Source organism: Rhodanobacter sp. L36, from assembly GCF_009765755.1.
In the GTDB taxonomy this organism is placed as follows: Bacteria; Pseudomonadota; Gammaproteobacteria; order Xanthomonadales; family Rhodanobacteraceae; genus Rhodanobacter.
In genome coordinates this window covers 1,553,727-1,570,371 of sequence record NZ_LMUV01000011.1, presented here as the reverse complement: position 1 = coordinate 1,570,371, position 16,645 = coordinate 1,553,727, and the positions used below count along the sequence as shown (strand labels likewise).

Below are 16,645 nucleotides of genomic sequence, written 5' to 3'. Positions count from 1 at the left end.
ACCGTGCTCTACAAAAAAAAATGGTCTTGAGCCTCAACGGAGGAACGCATGTCGTCTTTCAAGAAAATCGGTCAATTATTCATCGCGGCAAACCTCGCCATCGCAACTCTGATGGTAACTTCGCAGGCGCGAGCCGAGCATTGCGTGAGCTACGGAAATCAACCGTGGAATGGCAAAGAGCCTTATGCCAAATTGGCAAGCGCCGACCCGCGACAGAAACTCAATCTCGATGTCTGGAGCGTCGGCTCTCACTGGAAAGGCGGGTGGGTCAATCTGTGCAGTCACGCCGGCCCCCATAACCGATGGGCATTCAGAGGCGAGTGGCAACTCGACGGAAAAATCGTCCAGGCTTACCCGCACACAACAAGAGGTTGGGACTGGTTCCATTGGCTACCGCACGATGCGGCTGGAGTCGACGGGTTTCCGATCAAGGTCAGCAACGCCGGATTGCACAGCAAGGTTCAGTACGATCCGCGTCCTCTCCACGGCGTGTTCGATGTTTCCTATGACATCTGGCTGAGCGACAAACCCAACCCCGAACCGAAAGACAAGATCACCGAAATCATGATCTGGCTGACACGTGGCGGCGGATTGGAGCCACTCGAAAATAACGGCGGATATCTCGGTACGGCGGCTTTCGAAAACGTGACAGGTGCCTGGGGCATTTACGCCGGAAAAATGAATTCGACCTATCAAGGCGTCGACATGCACTGGCCGGTTTATTCCTATGTGAGTGATCAGCCGATCAGTCAATTCGATGACGACCTCGCGCCCTTCATCTGGGGTGCCATCCACGATTTTCAAACACGGGGACCGCTGTCCAATCACATGGACGACCGCTGGTACGTGCTCGGTGTGCAGTTCGGGGCCGAGCCGGTTTCAGGTTACGGGCGACTCGATGTTCATTCCTACAGCGTCCAGCCAGGACGCGAAACAAACTGATGTTCCCGGATGGTCTAGACGCGAACCTCTGATCGTATTGGGGCATTTTCGGCGGGCTCCCAACCAGTTCCTTCACCGCAGCTCTGGTTTCATGCTGCATTCCCGCCGTTCTGTTCTGATCGACTTTGATCAGGCTGCATGGTCGGGCGAAGAGTTGCAAACGCTCCACCGTCCGATAGTTTGCTCAACATCGTAGCGCTGCCAGACACATCGAATCGGCAACAAAAAGGGGTGAGTGATGACACAGCAGGAATTGCCGACAACCTCGGCCGCGCCCGTCGAAAAGGCGGATGCGTCGGACATGCCTTTGCCGCAGGATCCGAAGGTGGTCTTTCAAGGCGGCCTTTTTGTGCTGGCACTTCTTGCAGGGGCGTTTTTCGCCAAGGAAGTACTGCTGCCGATCGTGTTGGCTTTCATCCTGAAGCTCTTGTTGCAGCCGATCATGCGATTACTCGCCAAGGTGCACGTGCCTCGCGTTGTCGCCTCACTTCTGATGATCGTGTTGCTGTTCGGTCTGATCGGCGGCTTCGGCGAAATGCTCAGCGGGCCCGCCGCGAGCTGGGCCAAGCGGATTCCCGAGGGACTTCCGCGTCTGGAACAGCGCGTGCGTGTGGTCAGTGCACCGCTGAATGCGCTCGACCACATGCTCAGCCACGCGAAAGGCATCGTGGGAACGGCGCCCGCGCCGTCGACTTCTGCGCCACCGCCTGCGTCATCGCCCACAACAGCTTCCGCGACACCGGCGCCCGCCAGCGCGCCCCCCGCTGAAGCCGCGGGTGCCGTAGGGGCCGGGGCAGGTATCGAGTCGACGTTGATCGATGGGCTGCACACGTTCGCTTCGGAGTTTCTGACCACCTTCCTGGTGTTGTTCTTCCTGCTCAATTCCGGCGACACGTTTCTCAGGCGGCTGGTCGAGGTCATGCCGCGTTTTCGGGACAAACGTCAGGTCATCGATATCTCCCAGCAGGTCGAGGCGGATATCTCCTCGTATCTGGTCACCATCACGGTGATGAATGCGCTCGTCGGTATCGCCACCGGCTGCGCGATGTGGGCACTGGGTTTGGAAAACGCGGTGCTCTGGGGCGCCATCGCTTTCCTGTTGAACTTTGTGCCGATCCTCGGTCCACTGACGGGGCTGGTGATTTTTCTCGGCGTGGGCATGTTGAGCCTCGATCCGTTGTGGAAGGCCTTCATGCCGATGGTGGTGTACGCGGGCATTCACCTCGTCGAAGGTGAAACCATCACCCCGATGCTGCTGGCCAGGCGCTTCACGCTCAACCCGGTGCTGGTGATCATCGCCCTGCTCTTCTGGGACTGGATGTGGGGCGTGCCCGGGGCCATCCTCGCCGTGCCCATGCTTGCCATTACCAAAATCATCTGCGATCGCATCCGGCCGCTGGCGGCGTTTGGACATTTCCTCGAAGGCGAAAAAAATCCTCTTGAGCGCCAGACGCAGGAAGCGTCGTCGAAGAAAGGTACTTGACCCATGTGGATCGCGGTGCTTGCGGCCATCGCGATCACGGCGTTCGTCGTGGTCGTGTCGATGAATTTTCACCGGCCCGAAAAAACCGTTCGCCATGCAGTCAAGCACTGCCATGCCATCGATGATCCCCAGTTCGCGCTGGAAATGGATGCGATGCTCGGGCCCGATGTGCTTGAGGGAAATTCCATTACGCCGCTGCAGAACGGCGACGAGATTTTTCCGTCGATGCTTCAGGCGATCCGTGAAGCAAGAACGAGCATTACCTTCGAGACCTACATCTACTGGTCCGGGGATATCGGAAAGGAATTTGCCGATGCACTGAAAGAACGCGCGAAGGCAGGCATTCCCGTCCACGTGATGCTCGATTGGGCGGGTAGCGAAAAGATGGAGCGCAAGCTGCTCGACGAGCTCGTCGATGCCGGCATCGAGGTCGAGAAATATCACCCGCTTCGCTGGTATTCCATCGCACGCCTCAACAATCGCACGCACCGAAAACTGCTCGTCGTCGACGGGCGCATCGGGTTCACGGGCGGTGTCGGAATCGCCGATCAGTGGCAAGGCCATGCGCAGGATCCCGACCACTGGCGCGACATGCATTTTCGCGTGGAAGGACCGGTGGTCGCGCAGATGCAGGCCGGCTTCATGGACAACTGGATCAAAAGCACCGGCCGCGTCTTGCACAGCGATGTGTATTACCCAGTGCTGTCTCCATCGGGCCACGACCGGATGCATCTGTTCGTCAGCTCGCCGGCAGGCGGCAATGCGTCGATGCACCTGATGTATCTGCTCGCTGTCGCCGCTGCCAAAAAATCCATCGATCTGCAGGCGGCGTATTTCATTCCGGACGACATCATGGTCGACGCGCTGATCGCGGCGACAACGCGCGGCGCGCGTATCCGGCTACTGGTCCCGGACAAACACATCGACTCTCGTCTGGTTCGCATGGCCTCCAGACGAACATGGGGAAAACTGCTCGGTGCCGGCGTCGAGATTTACGAGTACGAGAAAACGATGATGCACAACAAGATGCTCATCCTCGACGGCCTGCTGGTTTCGGTCGGCTCCACCAACTTCGACATGCGCTCGTTCAACCTCAACGACGAGGCAAGCCTCAACATCTACTCGAAAGAGTTCGGTCGCGCGATGACCCAGGTGATGGACGACGATCTGAAAGGAGCCACGCGTTACACGCTGGAAAAATGGAACCAGCGATCGCTGCTCCAGAAGATCGGCGAGATTCTTGTCCGACCTTTTGAATCGCAACTTTGAAAGGCGCCTTGAAGAACCAACGGCAAAACGCTTGCAATAACGCGAAGTTTATCCTCGAGAGTTTCTGAAGAAATTTCCACGGCTGCGCGTGGATTTTCTTGTTTCCGCGCCTACCTTCTTCCTGGTGCATGCACCAGCTGATCGACGCGATGTGTGGTGCCAAAGTCTGACCAGATCGAACTCAGATTTTCTAGAGATCCACTGAATGACGAATGGAGTTTCAGAGGTAGCAGGCATCGTGCCACTCGCAGATACGCCAATACTCACGGGTGCGCGATAGTTTTGGCCCGGATTGATGTGTCCGCGGACATCTGCAAACGCTCGCGGACGCTCGGCATCCACGAATTCGAAAGTTGCGACGATCGAGCGTCCGCGTTCTGCATAGCTACGATGGAGGTCCTGGCGAACCCGCATGGCGGGCCACGCGATTGAAAGATGCCATCTTCCAATACAAGCTGGACGCAGCGCCAAAGAAAAAGGCCTGCATTGCTGCAAGCCTTTGATGTTCTTGGCGCCCGAAGCTGGACTCGAACCAGCGACCCCCTGATTAACAGTCAAGTGCTCTAACCAGCTGAGCTATTCGGGCGTGAGCTGCGTAGTTTGTCGGGGCCGCCATGGGCTGTCAACCCATTCGCAGCCTTTTCGGAACGCGTTTCAGCGCGTGATCACGCGATAGCACGGTACATACGCAGCGCCGCCGGGTAACTTCATGCGGTGCTGCTCGACGAACGCCTGCAGCAGCTTGTCGAGCGCCTGCATGATGTCCGTATCGCCATCGATCTCGAACGGGCCGGATTTCTCGATTGCCTGCACGCCCTCTTCTTTCACGTTGCCAGCCACGATGCCGGAGAAGGCGCGGCGCAGATCCGCCGCGAGTTCGTGAAGTGGTCGATCGTGATGGATCTGCAGCGCGCGCATCGCCTCGTGGGTCGGGCGAAACGGCATCTGGAATTCGAGCGGGACCTGCAACGCCCAGTTGAAGAAGAACGCGTCTTTCGTATCGAGCCGGTTGTGGCGCACCTTGTCGATGCCCTTGATCATGGCCTTCGCCACGGCGGCGGGGTCGTCCACGATGATCTGGTAATGCGCGGCGACTTCATCGCCGAGGGCGAGTCGCAGGAACCGGTCGATCTGCTCGAAATACGCGGCCGACTGGCTCGGGCCGGTGAAGATCAGCGGGAACGGCGTGCCGGCGTTGTCCGGATGCAGCAGGATGCCGAGCAGGTAGAGAATTTCTTCTGCTGTGCCGACGCCACCGGGAAACACAATGATGCCGTGGCCCATGCGCACGAACGCTTCGAGGCGCTTTTCAATGTCCGGCATGATCACCAGATGATTGACGATCGGATTGGGCGACTCGGCCGCGATGATGCCGGGCTCGGTGATGCCGATGTAGCGATTGTTGCGACGACGTTGCTTCGAGTGCGCGATGGTCGCGCCTTTCATCGGCCCCTTCATCGCGCCGGGACCGCAACCGGTGCAGATATCCAGGCCGCGCAAACCGAGTTGATAGCCGACGAGTTTGGTGTAGTCGTATTCCTCGCGCGAGATCGAATGCCCGCCCCAGCAGACGACGAGGTTGGGATCGATGTGCGGCTTGAGGATGCGCGCATTGCGCAGGATTTCGAACACGCCCTGCGTCAGGCCTGCCGAACCGTCCAGCTCGAGCCCGGTCTGCTCAAGCTGGGTCGACACGTAGACAATATCGCGCACCACGGCGACCAGCAGCTCGTTGATGCCGCGGATGATTTGTCCATCCACGAAAGCCTGTGCCGGCGCATGACTGAGCTCGATCTTGATGCCGCGGTCCTGCTGCAGTACCTGGATATCGAAATCCGGATATTGCTCGAGTATCGCGCGCGGATCATCGCTGATGCTGCCCGACGTCAGCACCGCGAGCGCGCAGCGACGCAACAGTGCATGCAGGCCGGAATCGCTCGCTCCACGAAGGCGCGCGACTTCGTTGCGCGAAAGAATATCCAGCCCGCCGACCGGCGAGATGCGCGCACTGACGGTGGCAAGTTTGCCGGCGGCGCTGCGGAAGTTTTCGTTGCTCAAATGATTCTCCTGGGTCTTTCGAACTAGTCCGCCAACAGATGACGCATGCTGGCGGACCGCCTAGCTTCATGCGCGTGCATCACATGGTCAAGCATGCACAAAAAAACCGGCGCCCTCGCGGACGCCGGTGTTACTTGTCACGCCTGAAACGTTACGAATGGATCAGAAGGTGTATTTCACCGTCAGCAGCAGCGACCAGCGCTGTGCCAGATCGTCGTTGTTGTTGATGTACGTGGGAACCGTCAGTGGGCTGTACTGGCCGTTCTTCACGTAGTTGGTGCAGGTTTTGCCGGCGCCGGCAGCGGTGCCGCAGTCGATGTTGTAGATGTATTCGCCGGTCAACGGATCCACGCCGTAGTAGTCAGCCAGTGCGCGACCGCCGGGGAAGTTCACGCGCTTCTCGATGCCCCACTTCTTGCTGAGCAAGTTGGTGAAGTTGTAGACGTCGAGCCGGATGATGCCCTTGTTGCCGCGGAAGATGCCCGGAATTTCTTGGCTGAAACTCAGGTCGAGCTGATTGAGCCAACCCGCACGATCGCCGTTGCGGCTGGCGATGTCGCCCTGATGATCCTTCAGGTAATCGTTGTGCTGAATGTAGCTGTAGAACGAATCGATCAGCTGCTGGCTGGTACCCGGGCGGAATTCCACCTGACCCGGCTTAGGGATGAAGGCGAGGTCGTTGGTGAAGCTGTCGCCGTTCGCATCGTTGCCGAACGTCCAGCTGTACGGATAAGCCGAGTGCCCGTCGAAGAACGCGCTGGCGCTGGTCGCGTAGTCGCCAAAGAAATGGTGTTGCCAGGTCAGCGAAGCGATCACGCGCTTAGGCACGGAGTAGTTCGAGACGCTGGCGACATTCTCGTTCGGATTGCGCACGTAGTCGTTCAAGTAGTTCGACGCCGCGACGCTGGACGTGCCCGGATTCACTTCGGTGGCGCGACTCCAGCTGAAGCCGACCATCGCCGACCATTCGTCGCTGAAAGACTTCTTCAATGCCAGGGTCAGGTTGTCCGCTTTGCCGCGGCTGGTGTCGGCCAAGTTGATGATGGAACCGGAGAATACCGGGTTGGCGTTGGCGCGGTTCGACTGGCCCGTGGCCTTCGGATCGCTGTTGGTCAGCTTGTAGAACAGTGCGCGACCATCCGGCAGTACGCCCGTCGGCGTACCCAGATTCAGATCCTGATAGAGGATCGCGTCACGCTGCTTGATGTGCTCGTAGTCGACCGTTGCGACCAGGCCCCACCACGGCAGTTCCTTGTCGAAGCCGAGGCTGAACTTCCATGCGCTGGGAATGCGGAAGCCCGGCTCGACCGTGTTCACGGTCATCTGGCCGCCGGCGGCACCGTCGTTCTGCGCGTGGGCATCCGGACTGAATGGCGGCAGGTTGGTGTTGCATGGTTTGGCTTGCGTCGGACCGCAGGTGAACTGCGTTTGCGTCACGCCCGAGTTCGAGAAGATGTTGCCGATCCACACGCCTGGCGGATTGGAAACGAACAGGCCGGCGCCACCACGCAACTGCGTCATGTGCTCGGTTTCGAAGTTGTAGTTGAACGACATGCGCGGCTGGACCACGCGATTGCCGTTGATGTTCGTCTGGTTGGTACGACCAAAGCCACCCGTCGCAGCACCATTCGCGCCGACGCCGGGCGCCGATGCGAACTTGGCGTTGTAGAGCGGCTTGTCGTCCATCAACGGAATGTCGATACGAACGCCGTATTGCACCGACAGGTTGTTGTTGACCTGCCAGGTGTCCTGCAGGAACACGCCGTATTGGTTCAGGCTGTACGCAGCGGCGGTATCGTTGAGACCGAGGCCGTTCGACGGACGATGATACGAATACTGGTAGTAGTCGCCGGCGAGGAAATTCTGCAGGCCCGTATTGGTGCTGCCCTTCAAGTCTTCGAACGTATAGCTGCCGAAGAGGCCCTGCACGAACAGGTTGTAGTACTTGTCCTTTTCAAAATCGACGCCGCCCTTGATGGTGTGGTCACCGAGGAACAAGGTGCCCGCCCACGCCGCGTTGAGCGTCTTCACCGAAAGCACGTTCGCTTGGCTCGAATACTCGGAGCCGAACTCCACTGCCGGGCCACCAAAGGCGACTGGGTACACCGTGATATCAGGCATGTCCACGCCGTTGTACGGGCCGCGGTTCTGCTTGAAATCCGAATAGGACAAGGTGGTGTCGGTCGAGAACTTGTCGGACCAATCATCGTAGAAATGGAACGCGTAGCTCTTGTTGTTCACCGCCGTGTTGTACCAACCGCTGGAGAGCACCAGCTTGGTAGTGCTGCCGGTGATGATCGGCTTGCTTTCCTTGGTCTGGCTGTAGGTGAAACTGGCACGGTGATTGTTGGTGATGTTCCAGTCGATCTTGCCGAGGTAGCGCTTGTCTTCGAGATTGGAATTGCCACCGCCGACCGAGCCGAGATCCTGCGTGATGCCGACGGTTTTCGCCGCATCGCGCACCTGCTGCACCATCGCGGATGTCAAACCGGCGATCGGCGTACCCGCGCCCGAATCGACTGGACCGTAAGGACTGCCGGCACCGACCTGCACGCTTTTTTCCGCTGACACGAAGAAGAACAGCTTGTCCTTGACGATCGGACCACCGACGGTGCCGCCACCAGTCCACTGGCGATCGAAGCCCTGGTACTCGGCGCCCTTTTCGTTGTCGCCGATCAGGTTCTGGTTCTGGAAGGCGTAGTACACCGAACCGTGGAAATCATTGGTGCCGCTCTTGGTCACCGCATTGACGCTGGCGCCCAGGCCGCGGCGGTTGGCCACGTCGTAGTTCGCGGTGGAGATGTTGTATTCCTGGATCGTGTCCTGCGAAATCGGCGTGCCAAGCGTCGGCAGGCCGTTGGCATTCAGGCCGAACGGATCGTTGGCGCTGATCGAATCGACCGTGATGTTGTTGTAGCGGCTGTTCTGGCCGACCGCTGAAATTTCGCCACGTGCGCGATCGGTGACGACCACGCGCGGATCCATGCGCACGATGTTCTGAATCGAGCGGCCTGGCGTCGGCTGAGCATCCAGCTCGGCGCGGGAAATATTGGTGCTGATGCCCTTGTTGTCCGGCGTGAACGTCTGTGACAGCGAGTTGGCCGAGACGCTGACGCCGGCAAGCGTCTTTGCGTTGGCTGCGTCGGCGGCCGCGGCACCCATGGTCAGGTTGACCGAAGTGCTCTGCGCCAGTTGCAGGTAGACGTTGTCACGTTCGGCCTGGGTCAGGCCGGCCTTGGACACGGTGATATCGAACGGTCCGCCGACGCGCATGCCCTGAGCCGAATAACGGCCAGCGGCATCGGTGGTGATGATCTTCGTGGTACCGGACGGCTCGTGCACGATCTGCACCGTGGCGCCGACAACAGGCTGGCCGCTGGCATCGAGCACATGGCCGTCGATCGAGGAGGAGGTGTCTTGCGCCATCAGCGGCGCGGTTGCCAGAAGCGCAGTGATCGCCAGGGGCAGAACCTTTGCGCGAAAACGATTGTTCATGGAGCATCAACCTCTTCGATTTCGAAAAATGGGTAAGACGCGACATCAACCGGATAGCCGGAAGTCAGGATGTCGTTCGTTTTCCCTTGGACGGTCTTGTGGACCAGATGCAGCGCTGCTGTCGCGTAGACGGCGAGCCGAAGCAAATCTAGCCGCATGATATTACAGTTTCGTAACTATTGACGATTGATCGGCAATTTCCTGCGAATTTAGGACACAAAAAAAGCCGATGCTTGTGGGCATCGGCTTTTTGCTGACTGTGACGAAACCGTTCTTAGAAGAACGAAGCTCCGAACGTCACCATCAGGGTGCGGCCTTCGAGCAGCGAGTAGTACGGCTCGGAAGCGAACAGCGTGGTGCCGTTGTCGTCCTTCATCTTGCTCGGATTCGCAGCCAGGTACGAGCTGATGTTGTTAGCGTTGGTGAGCGCCTGGCGATCCGTGATGTTGAACAGGTTGACCTTGATGAACGGCTTGCGGAACGACGTGGAGAAGTCCGGGAAGTTCCAGCCCGTGTTGAGGTTGAGTGTGGCGTAGCCACCCACCTTCTGCGTATTCGACCAGTCACCCCAGATCGGGCCGCGGTACTTTTCGTCGAGGCTCGCCCAGAACGGACCCTGGTCGTAGCTCAGGCGCACGTAGGCGGTGTTCTTCGGAGTATTGAGCAGAATCTTGCCGTCGGTGTTGTAGATGCCGTCGCCCTGCGTATCGAGGTTGGCCGCAAGTTTCGCCTGGGTATAGGCGTACGAACCGTACACCGACCAGTTATCCGAAATCTTGTAGCTGGCTTCAGTGTTCAGGCCGCGCATGTGCACCTTCGGCAGCGACAGGTACACGGTTGCAAACGTATATTCGTCGAAGCCCGAAATCTGCTTGTTGGTGAAGTTGGAGGCGTACGCATCGACGCTGGCCGAGAACGTGTCGTTGTAGAAACGCCAGCCGAGATCTCCGGTGGTGGAGATTTCCGGCTTGTTGAGGAAATTGTTCGCTGCCGTGACCTGGCCGGGTGCGGTGGCGACCGCTGCGTTCTGCAAGGTTGCGCCATTGATCGGCGCACGGAAGGTACGGCCGGCACCGAAGTAGAACTGGTTCTGCTCGTTCAGCTGATACTTCACGCCTGCGGTCGGCGTCACCTTGTGGTATGTCGAGCTGATGCCGTCGAGGCCGTACTGCGTGTAGCCGGGACGCACCGAACCCAGGTACTCGTAGTCGAAGCCCTTGCGCTGAACCCACAGATACGAAGCACCTGCGGTGATCGTCCACTGGTCGTTCGGCGTCCACGTGTCGGTCGCGAAGACCTTGCGCGTTTCGCTGGTGGTGTACTCGTTGTAGAGCGTCTGCACCAGACCATCGGGGTAACGGATCAGGTCGGTTTTGGCCCAATTGTCCGAAGGAACGCCATCGGCCGTCGGCGTGAACACTTCGCTCTGTTCCTGACGAGGGCGCTCCCACCAGAAACCGTATTCGAGGCTGTTGTTTTCGCCAAAGTCCTGGTTGAGCTTGGCGATCACGCCCGGACGCATGGTGTAGGTGGAGCTCAACGAATAGGCGAGTGCCTTGCCGCCGATGGTGCCGTTGCCATTGAGGTCCTGATTTGCGTACTGGTAGTAGTTGAGCGGAGAAGTCGACTCGGTGAAAGTCGCGCCGCCGCCGCCGCCGCCAAGGCCGTACTGGAAATACGGCACGACCGACAGACGCAGGTCGTCACTCAGCTTGAATTCGCCATCCAGGCTGACCAGCCAGCTGCGGAACGGGTTGGTATGCAGCTTGTAGAAATTAGTGTCGGTCGGACTTGTCAGGTCGCGGTCGTAGTTCTGGTTGTAATTCGTCTGCGCCTGCGCTTTGGTCAGGCTCTCGTACGTGTTGGTGAATTCACGGTTGTACTGGAACGACGCCGATATGGAATCATTGTCGTCGATGGTCCAGATCGACTTCCCATCGATCTTGGTGACTTTCTGTTCGCCGGGACCGCGCCACAGATCGGCACGATTATCCGAGTACGAGAGCCACGAACGCACCGGGCCGGTATCGCCGGTATTCAGCCGGAAAAACGTCCGGCGATAATCATTGCTGCCGAAGGTCTGGCTGACGTCCAGGCCGGCCGTGTGCGATGGGTCGATGGTGACCCATGCGATCGAGCCGCCCGCGGCGCCGCCGATCGGCGTGTCCACATCTGGATAACCCTGCAGCACGGTGATGTCACCCATGTTTTCTGTATCGCCGTACTCGGTCGAGTAGACCTTGTAGTTACCGCTGTCGTTGATCGGCGCGCCGTTGACTGTGGTACCGATTTCGTCGCTGGTGTAGCCGCGAATGCTGTAGTTGCCGTTGGCCAGGCCGGTGTAATCGTCGGTCGACGCGTTCACGCCAGGAATGCTGTCGATCATCTGCACGAAGGTCGCGCCGGGAGCCGCACGCACAATGGCGTCGCGGGTGATTGTCGAAACCGCCTTCGGCGCGGTCTGCACCGACATCAATCCATGAGCCAGCGACAGCGACTGTGCCTGTACCTGCACCGTGCTCAACTGCTGCACGCGCTTCGTATCGTTCGAGGTCGTCGTATTTGACGTGCTCGAAACGCTGGCGCGTTGCGCAGGTTTGGACGCATTGTCCTGCGTGGTGTTCGTCTGATCGCTGGTGCTTTGCGCCAGCGATACCGACGAGGCCAGCCCCAGAACCAGGGCCACGGATGCGTAGAGGTACTTTCTTTTCATGAGTTGATCTCGTTGATTCGTTGACTGGTCGACAGGTTCGCGTTGCCAATGGCAACCGCCCCGATCACAAATTCCTGCGAAAACCATCATTTAATCCGAAAGAAAAAGCGATTTCTTCGGGCATAAAAAAACCCAACCGACCAAGCTGGGTGGAAATGAGGTTTTATTCGCAATTTCATGCGCCGCGACGATTATGTCCAGCGGCATGGTACGTGACGGTGACGTGCCCATTGTTCCCGATTAATTTTACAGTAGTTTTACAAAATTTCCAGCTATGCCATTCGCCATAAGTGCACGAGTGTACGAAACATGGCGATACAGGCTGTGGCTCAGTAGTGAGCACTCGGCAAGCTGAGCGCGCCATGCGAATGGTCCATCGCAAATAAGAGCGACGTGCAACCGCTCGATGCGCTACATGCTTACGACGACAGCCCCAGGTAGCGGCTGCGCTTGGCCGGTTTGAGCGAAGCGAGATCGAGCATGACCAGTCCGTCCACGCAACCGGAGAAACCAGGGTCCTCGCCGAAGTCGAGAAACTGCACGCCCTCGGGCTCCACCAGGTCAACGTACTGGCGATAAAGCACCGGCATGGTGACGCCGAGAGCATCGAGGTGGTGCTTGAGCTTGCCGAGCCCAGCCGATGCGTCGAGACCTTCAAAGGCCAGGCGCACACCACGGATGACGTCCGGAGAAATCACGAATGGCTGGCGTGCGGCTGCAAGGCCGGGCGCACCGAAATAATGTTGATGCGCAGCGGCGATCCACTCGCGCGCCTCGCGCGGCAGGCTCACCGACATGCTTACCGGACCGAACATGTAGCGCAGGTCCCGATGGCGCTGCAGGTAAAGCCCAATGCCCTGCCAGAGTTGATCGAGCGCGCGCGAGCGCCAATATGCCGGGGCGATGAAGCTGCGACCCAATTCCAATCCCTGCGCCAGGCGGGATTCGAGTGCGGGCGAATACTTGAACAAGCTGGCGGTGTAGAGACCGGCCATGCCACGTTCGGCGATCACACGCCTGCCGTGACCAAAGCGGTAGGAGCCGACGATGCGCAACGATTTCGGTTCCCACAGCACGAGGTGTTCGTAGTGCGGATCGTAAGCATCGAGGTCGCGCCGCGCGCCGGTGCCTTCACCCACCTTGCGGAAGGTGAGTTCGCGCAGGCGGCCGATTTCGCGCATCACCGCGCTATCCAGCGCGCCCTTGAACAACCACGCCTGCTTGCCGTCGCTGAGGTCGGCAAGTTTGTCGGAGGCCATCAACTCGGCATTCACTTGCTCGGCCAGCTCCGGCAATGCCAGCGGTGCCTGCCCACCGAAGATCAGGCCGCGATGACGACCGATACGATAGACATGGCGACGCATCAGCTTGGCGGCCTGCTCCGGCACGCCACCGCTGCGCTGCTCCAGTTCGTCCGCACCGACCAATGCACCGATGCTGAAACCGATCCGACGCCTGCCCGGCGCAACGGCCTCGCGCGGCAACATGGCCGTGCTCAGCGGTTTCACCAGCATCGACAACCCATAGAACATGGCCGAATTGCGCGCGGCGACATGCACCGGCAACACCGGTGTCTTGGTACGCAACGCAAGCTTGGCAAAACCATCCGACCATTGCCCATCGCGCACGCCACCGGCTCGCACTCGCGACACCTCTCCTGAGGGAAACACGATCAATGCCTCACCGTTCGACAGCGCGCGGTAGATGCCACGTAATCGCGATGCGGCACCCTTGCCGAATACGTCGACGGGCAGCAGCAGCTTGCCCAACTGCGGGACGCTCGCCAGCCAGTCGTTACCGAGGATGCGCACATCGCGGCGAACCGATCCGATCAATTGCAGCAACGCAATGGCGTCCTGCATGCCGAGTGGATGATTGGCCACCACGAGCAGCGGGCCGTCCACCGGAATATGTTCGCGTTCGCGCGGGTTGACGTGATAACTGGTGCCCAGCACATCCAGCACGCGTTCGACAAAGTCGAAGCCTTCATTCGTGCCCACCTTGTCCAGCACGCGGTTGAAACCGCTTTCATCGGCAAGCCGTCCGAGCATTCCGGCCATCGGGCGACGGATGCCGGGATGATGTGCCAACCATGGCAGTCGTTCAGTGAGGCTCTGTTCGATACTGAGCATGACTGGGTCCTCGAATTTCGATCATCTTGCCCGCCGATTATGACAGCAAGCCGACCGGAGAACGTCGATTGCGTGCACCTGCGAGCGTGGCAGTTTCAAACAACCAGATGAAGAAACGATGCGACGCCCGCCATGAACATTTGCACGGAAAGCGCGATCAGCAGCATGCCCATCACGCGTTCGAGCGCGGTCAGCACGCTTTCGCCAAGCCATTTGAAAAGATAGGTGGCGCTGAGCAGGATCAGCGATGTCGCCAACCATGCCAGCAGCAGTGCCGTCATCCAGTCTGCCGTGCGTCCCGGCTGGGTGTTGGTCAACAGGAGGAGTGCTGCCATCGCCGAAGGTCCGGCCACGCCGGGAATCGCCATCGGCACGATGAAGGGCTCGCCTTCGCCCGGCTTGCCGAAAATACCGCCGCCATCGGCGGGCGGAAAAACCATGCGAATGCCAATCAGGAACAGCACGATGCCGCCGGCGATGCTGATCGAATCGGGCTTCAGCTGCAGCACCTGAAGAATGTGCTGACCGCCGAACAGAAATACCAGCAGCACACCGAGCGCGATCAGCAGTTCGCGCACCATCACCAGTCGGCGCCGCTTCGGCGGCACATGCCTCAGCAGGCTCAGGAAAAACGGAATATTGCCCAGCGGGTCCATGATCAGGAACAACATGATTCCCGCGGACAACGTGGTCATCTGCGTGTCCATCTCAGCTCCCTCCTAACCCCTTCGGCGTCGACCAGCGTCGGCACCGTTCAATCGGCGCGCAAATCCAGTATCGAACCACGTGCATTCATTGCCTGCGCACTGAGCAGATAGACGGCTGCTTCTGCGGTCACATCCGGCAACGGACGCTGCAGAATGTCTTCACCGAAATAAGCCAATCGCCGCAGGGCAGTGCGCATGGGCGCGGGCAACAGCGCATGCGTGCGCAACGGACCGCTGTCGGTTTCTTCATGGAGTATCGCCACGAATCTCTCCAGCGCTGCTTTCGAGACGCCGTAGCTGCCCCAGTGTGCGCGCTGCATCAACGCCGGATCGTCGAGAACGAAAACAACGGAACTGTCGCTCGCCTGCATCAGCAACGGCATGCATGCCTGCGTGAGTGCGAACGGTGCGGAGACATTCACGTGCAGCGCTCGCAGCCAGTCATCCGGCTTGTGCATGGCGATTGGCGTCAATCCGGCGAAGCTGGCAGCGGCGTGCACGATACCGTCGAGTCGACCGAGGTCGCGTTCAAGCCCTTCAGCGAGCGCTGCGTATTCGCGTGGCGTGGCGACTTCCATGTCGAGCGGATGAATGATGGGTTCGGAAAGCCCCTCTTTCATCATCGCGTCGTACAACTGTTCCAGCTGACGTTTGCGTTTCCCGGTGATCACGACGGTCGCGCCGGCGCGCGATGCCGCGCGCGCTACCGCGCTGCCAAGTCCGCCACTGGCGCCGGTGACAAGCACGACGCGTCCAGCCAGCGTATCCGCCGCGGGCATCCAGTCGAACGGCAATCGCGACGTGGGCAACGCGGTCAAGACGCGGCTCCCGCGACATCGCTCGCCATGCGACTCAGTTCACCGGCCGATTTCAAATCTTCGATGATGTCGCAACCTCCGATCAGTTCACCGTTGATGAACAACTGCGGGAACGTCGGCCAGTTGGCGAAGTGCGGCAGCGCCGCGCGCACCTGCGGATCGGCGAGCACATTCACCGCGTGGAAAACCGCGCCAGCTTCGAACAATGCGTTCGCGGCGCGACTTGAAAATCCGCACATCGGAAATTCGAGCGTGCCTTTCATGAAAAGCACGATGGGATGTTCGGCCAGTGTCGCCTTGATGCGCTCGTCGATGTCCATAGCTTGGTGTTTCATCTTTACAATGCAGGCAGACCGATATTGTATCAGTCACCCGTCGGCTGCCGTCCGCTGCGCCGGCCGTCTCCCCCAGCCACCGCTAAGGAGCCAACTCATGGCGATCGAACTTCCCCCGCTTCCGTACGAAAAAAATGCGCTTGAGCCGCATATCTCTGCCGAAACGCTTGAGTACCACTACAGCAAGCATCACCAGGCGTACGTGACCAACCTCAACAAGCTGATCGAGGGCACCGAGTTTGCCGACGCCAAGCTGGAAGACATCATCAAGAAGGCGTCCGGCGGTGTGTTCAACAACGCCGCACAGATCTGGAACCACACTTTCTACTGGCACTCGATGAGCCCCAAGGGTGGCGGCGAGCCCAGTGGAAAACTGGCCGATGCGATCACCAAGGCTTTCGGTTCGTTCGACAAGTTCAAGGACGAGTTCAGCAAATCCGCCGCCGGCAATTTCGGTTCGGGCTGGACCTGGCTGGTGCAGCGTCCGGACGGTTCACTCGCCATCGTCAACACGTCGAATGCCGCCACGCCGATTACCGGCAGCGACAAGCCGCTGTTCACCGCCGACGTGTGGGAGCACGCGTACTACATCGACTATCGCAATGCGCGACCGAAGTACGTGGAAGCTTTCTGGAATCTGGTGAACTGGGAATTTGCGACCAGCAACCTGGCTTGACGTTTTATTTTTTCGAT

General features: G+C 59.4%; 11 protein-coding genes and 1 tRNA gene. 4 read left to right on the top strand and 8 right to left on the bottom strand.

Annotated features, from left to right (window positions below; genetic code table 11):
• The first annotated feature begins 48 nt into the window (after positions 1-48).
• From GSQ73_RS16850 to cls, 3 genes are all read left to right on the top strand, one after another.
• Positions 49-942 carry a hypothetical protein gene (locus GSQ73_RS16850; RefSeq protein WP_158886046.1) on the top strand — a complete coding sequence of 298 codons (894 nt, stop codon included), beginning with the start codon at positions 49-51 and terminating at the stop codon, positions 940-942.
• 238 nt (positions 943-1,180) lie between these two features.
• Positions 1,181-2,425, top strand: a complete 1,245-nt coding sequence (locus GSQ73_RS16845) for an AI-2E family transporter (protein ID WP_216844796.1) — start codon at positions 1,181-1,183, stop codon at positions 2,423-2,425.
• 3 nt (positions 2,426-2,428) lie between these two features.
• The gene (gene cls / locus GSQ73_RS16840) at positions 2,429-3,694 is read left to right on the top strand and encodes a cardiolipin synthase (RefSeq protein WP_158886044.1); all 1,266 of its coding nucleotides are present in this window, start codon (positions 2,429-2,431) and stop codon (positions 3,692-3,694) included.
• Between the two features lie 509 nt (positions 3,695-4,203).
• Here the strand turns inward: cls and GSQ73_RS16835 are convergent.
• From GSQ73_RS16835 to grxD, 8 genes are all read right to left on the bottom strand, one after another.
• A tRNA-Asn gene (locus GSQ73_RS16835) sits at positions 4,204-4,280 on the bottom strand.
• Positions 4,281-4,348: 68 nt separating this feature from the next.
• The gene (ppnN, locus tag GSQ73_RS16830) at positions 4,349-5,752 is read right to left on the bottom strand and encodes a nucleotide 5'-monophosphate nucleosidase PpnN (protein WP_158886042.1); all 1,404 of its coding nucleotides are present in this window, start codon (positions 5,750-5,752) and stop codon (positions 4,349-4,351) included.
• Between the two features lie 162 nt (positions 5,753-5,914).
• Positions 5,915-9,247 (bottom strand): carboxypeptidase regulatory-like domain-containing protein, encoded by a 3,333-nt coding sequence (locus GSQ73_RS16825; RefSeq protein ID WP_158886040.1) that lies wholly within the window; start codon positions 9,245-9,247, stop codon positions 5,915-5,917.
• Between the two features lie 274 nt (positions 9,248-9,521).
• On the bottom strand, positions 9,522-11,960 hold the full coding sequence (locus GSQ73_RS16820; protein ID WP_158886038.1) for a TonB-dependent receptor: 2,439 nt from the start codon (positions 11,958-11,960) through the stop codon (positions 9,522-9,524).
• A 419-nt stretch (positions 11,961-12,379) separates the two neighbouring features.
• A complete protein-coding gene (locus tag GSQ73_RS16815) occupies positions 12,380-14,092 on the bottom strand; it encodes a lysophospholipid acyltransferase family protein (protein WP_158886036.1) in 1,713 nt (570 codons plus the stop codon).
• 95 nt (positions 14,093-14,187) lie between these two features.
• Entirely contained in the window at positions 14,188-14,787 is a 600-nt protein-coding gene (locus GSQ73_RS16810; RefSeq protein ID WP_158886589.1) for a YhgN family NAAT transporter, read from the bottom strand.
• 59 nt (positions 14,788-14,846) lie between these two features.
• Positions 14,847-15,617, bottom strand: a complete 771-nt coding sequence (locus GSQ73_RS16805) for an SDR family NAD(P)-dependent oxidoreductase (protein ID WP_158886034.1) — start codon at positions 15,615-15,617, stop codon at positions 14,847-14,849.
• On the bottom strand, positions 15,614-15,937 hold the full coding sequence (gene grxD, locus GSQ73_RS16800) for a Grx4 family monothiol glutaredoxin (protein WP_158886587.1): 324 nt from the start codon (positions 15,935-15,937) through the stop codon (positions 15,614-15,616). Before grxD ends, GSQ73_RS16805 begins: the two co-directional genes overlap by 4 nt.
• Before the next feature lie 112 nt (positions 15,938-16,049).
• Here grxD and GSQ73_RS16795 point away from each other — a divergent pair, with 112 nt between their 5' ends.
• A complete protein-coding gene (locus GSQ73_RS16795; protein WP_158886032.1) occupies positions 16,050-16,628 on the top strand; it encodes a Fe-Mn family superoxide dismutase in 579 nt (192 codons plus the stop codon).
• Positions 16,629-16,645 lie beyond the last annotated feature (17 nt).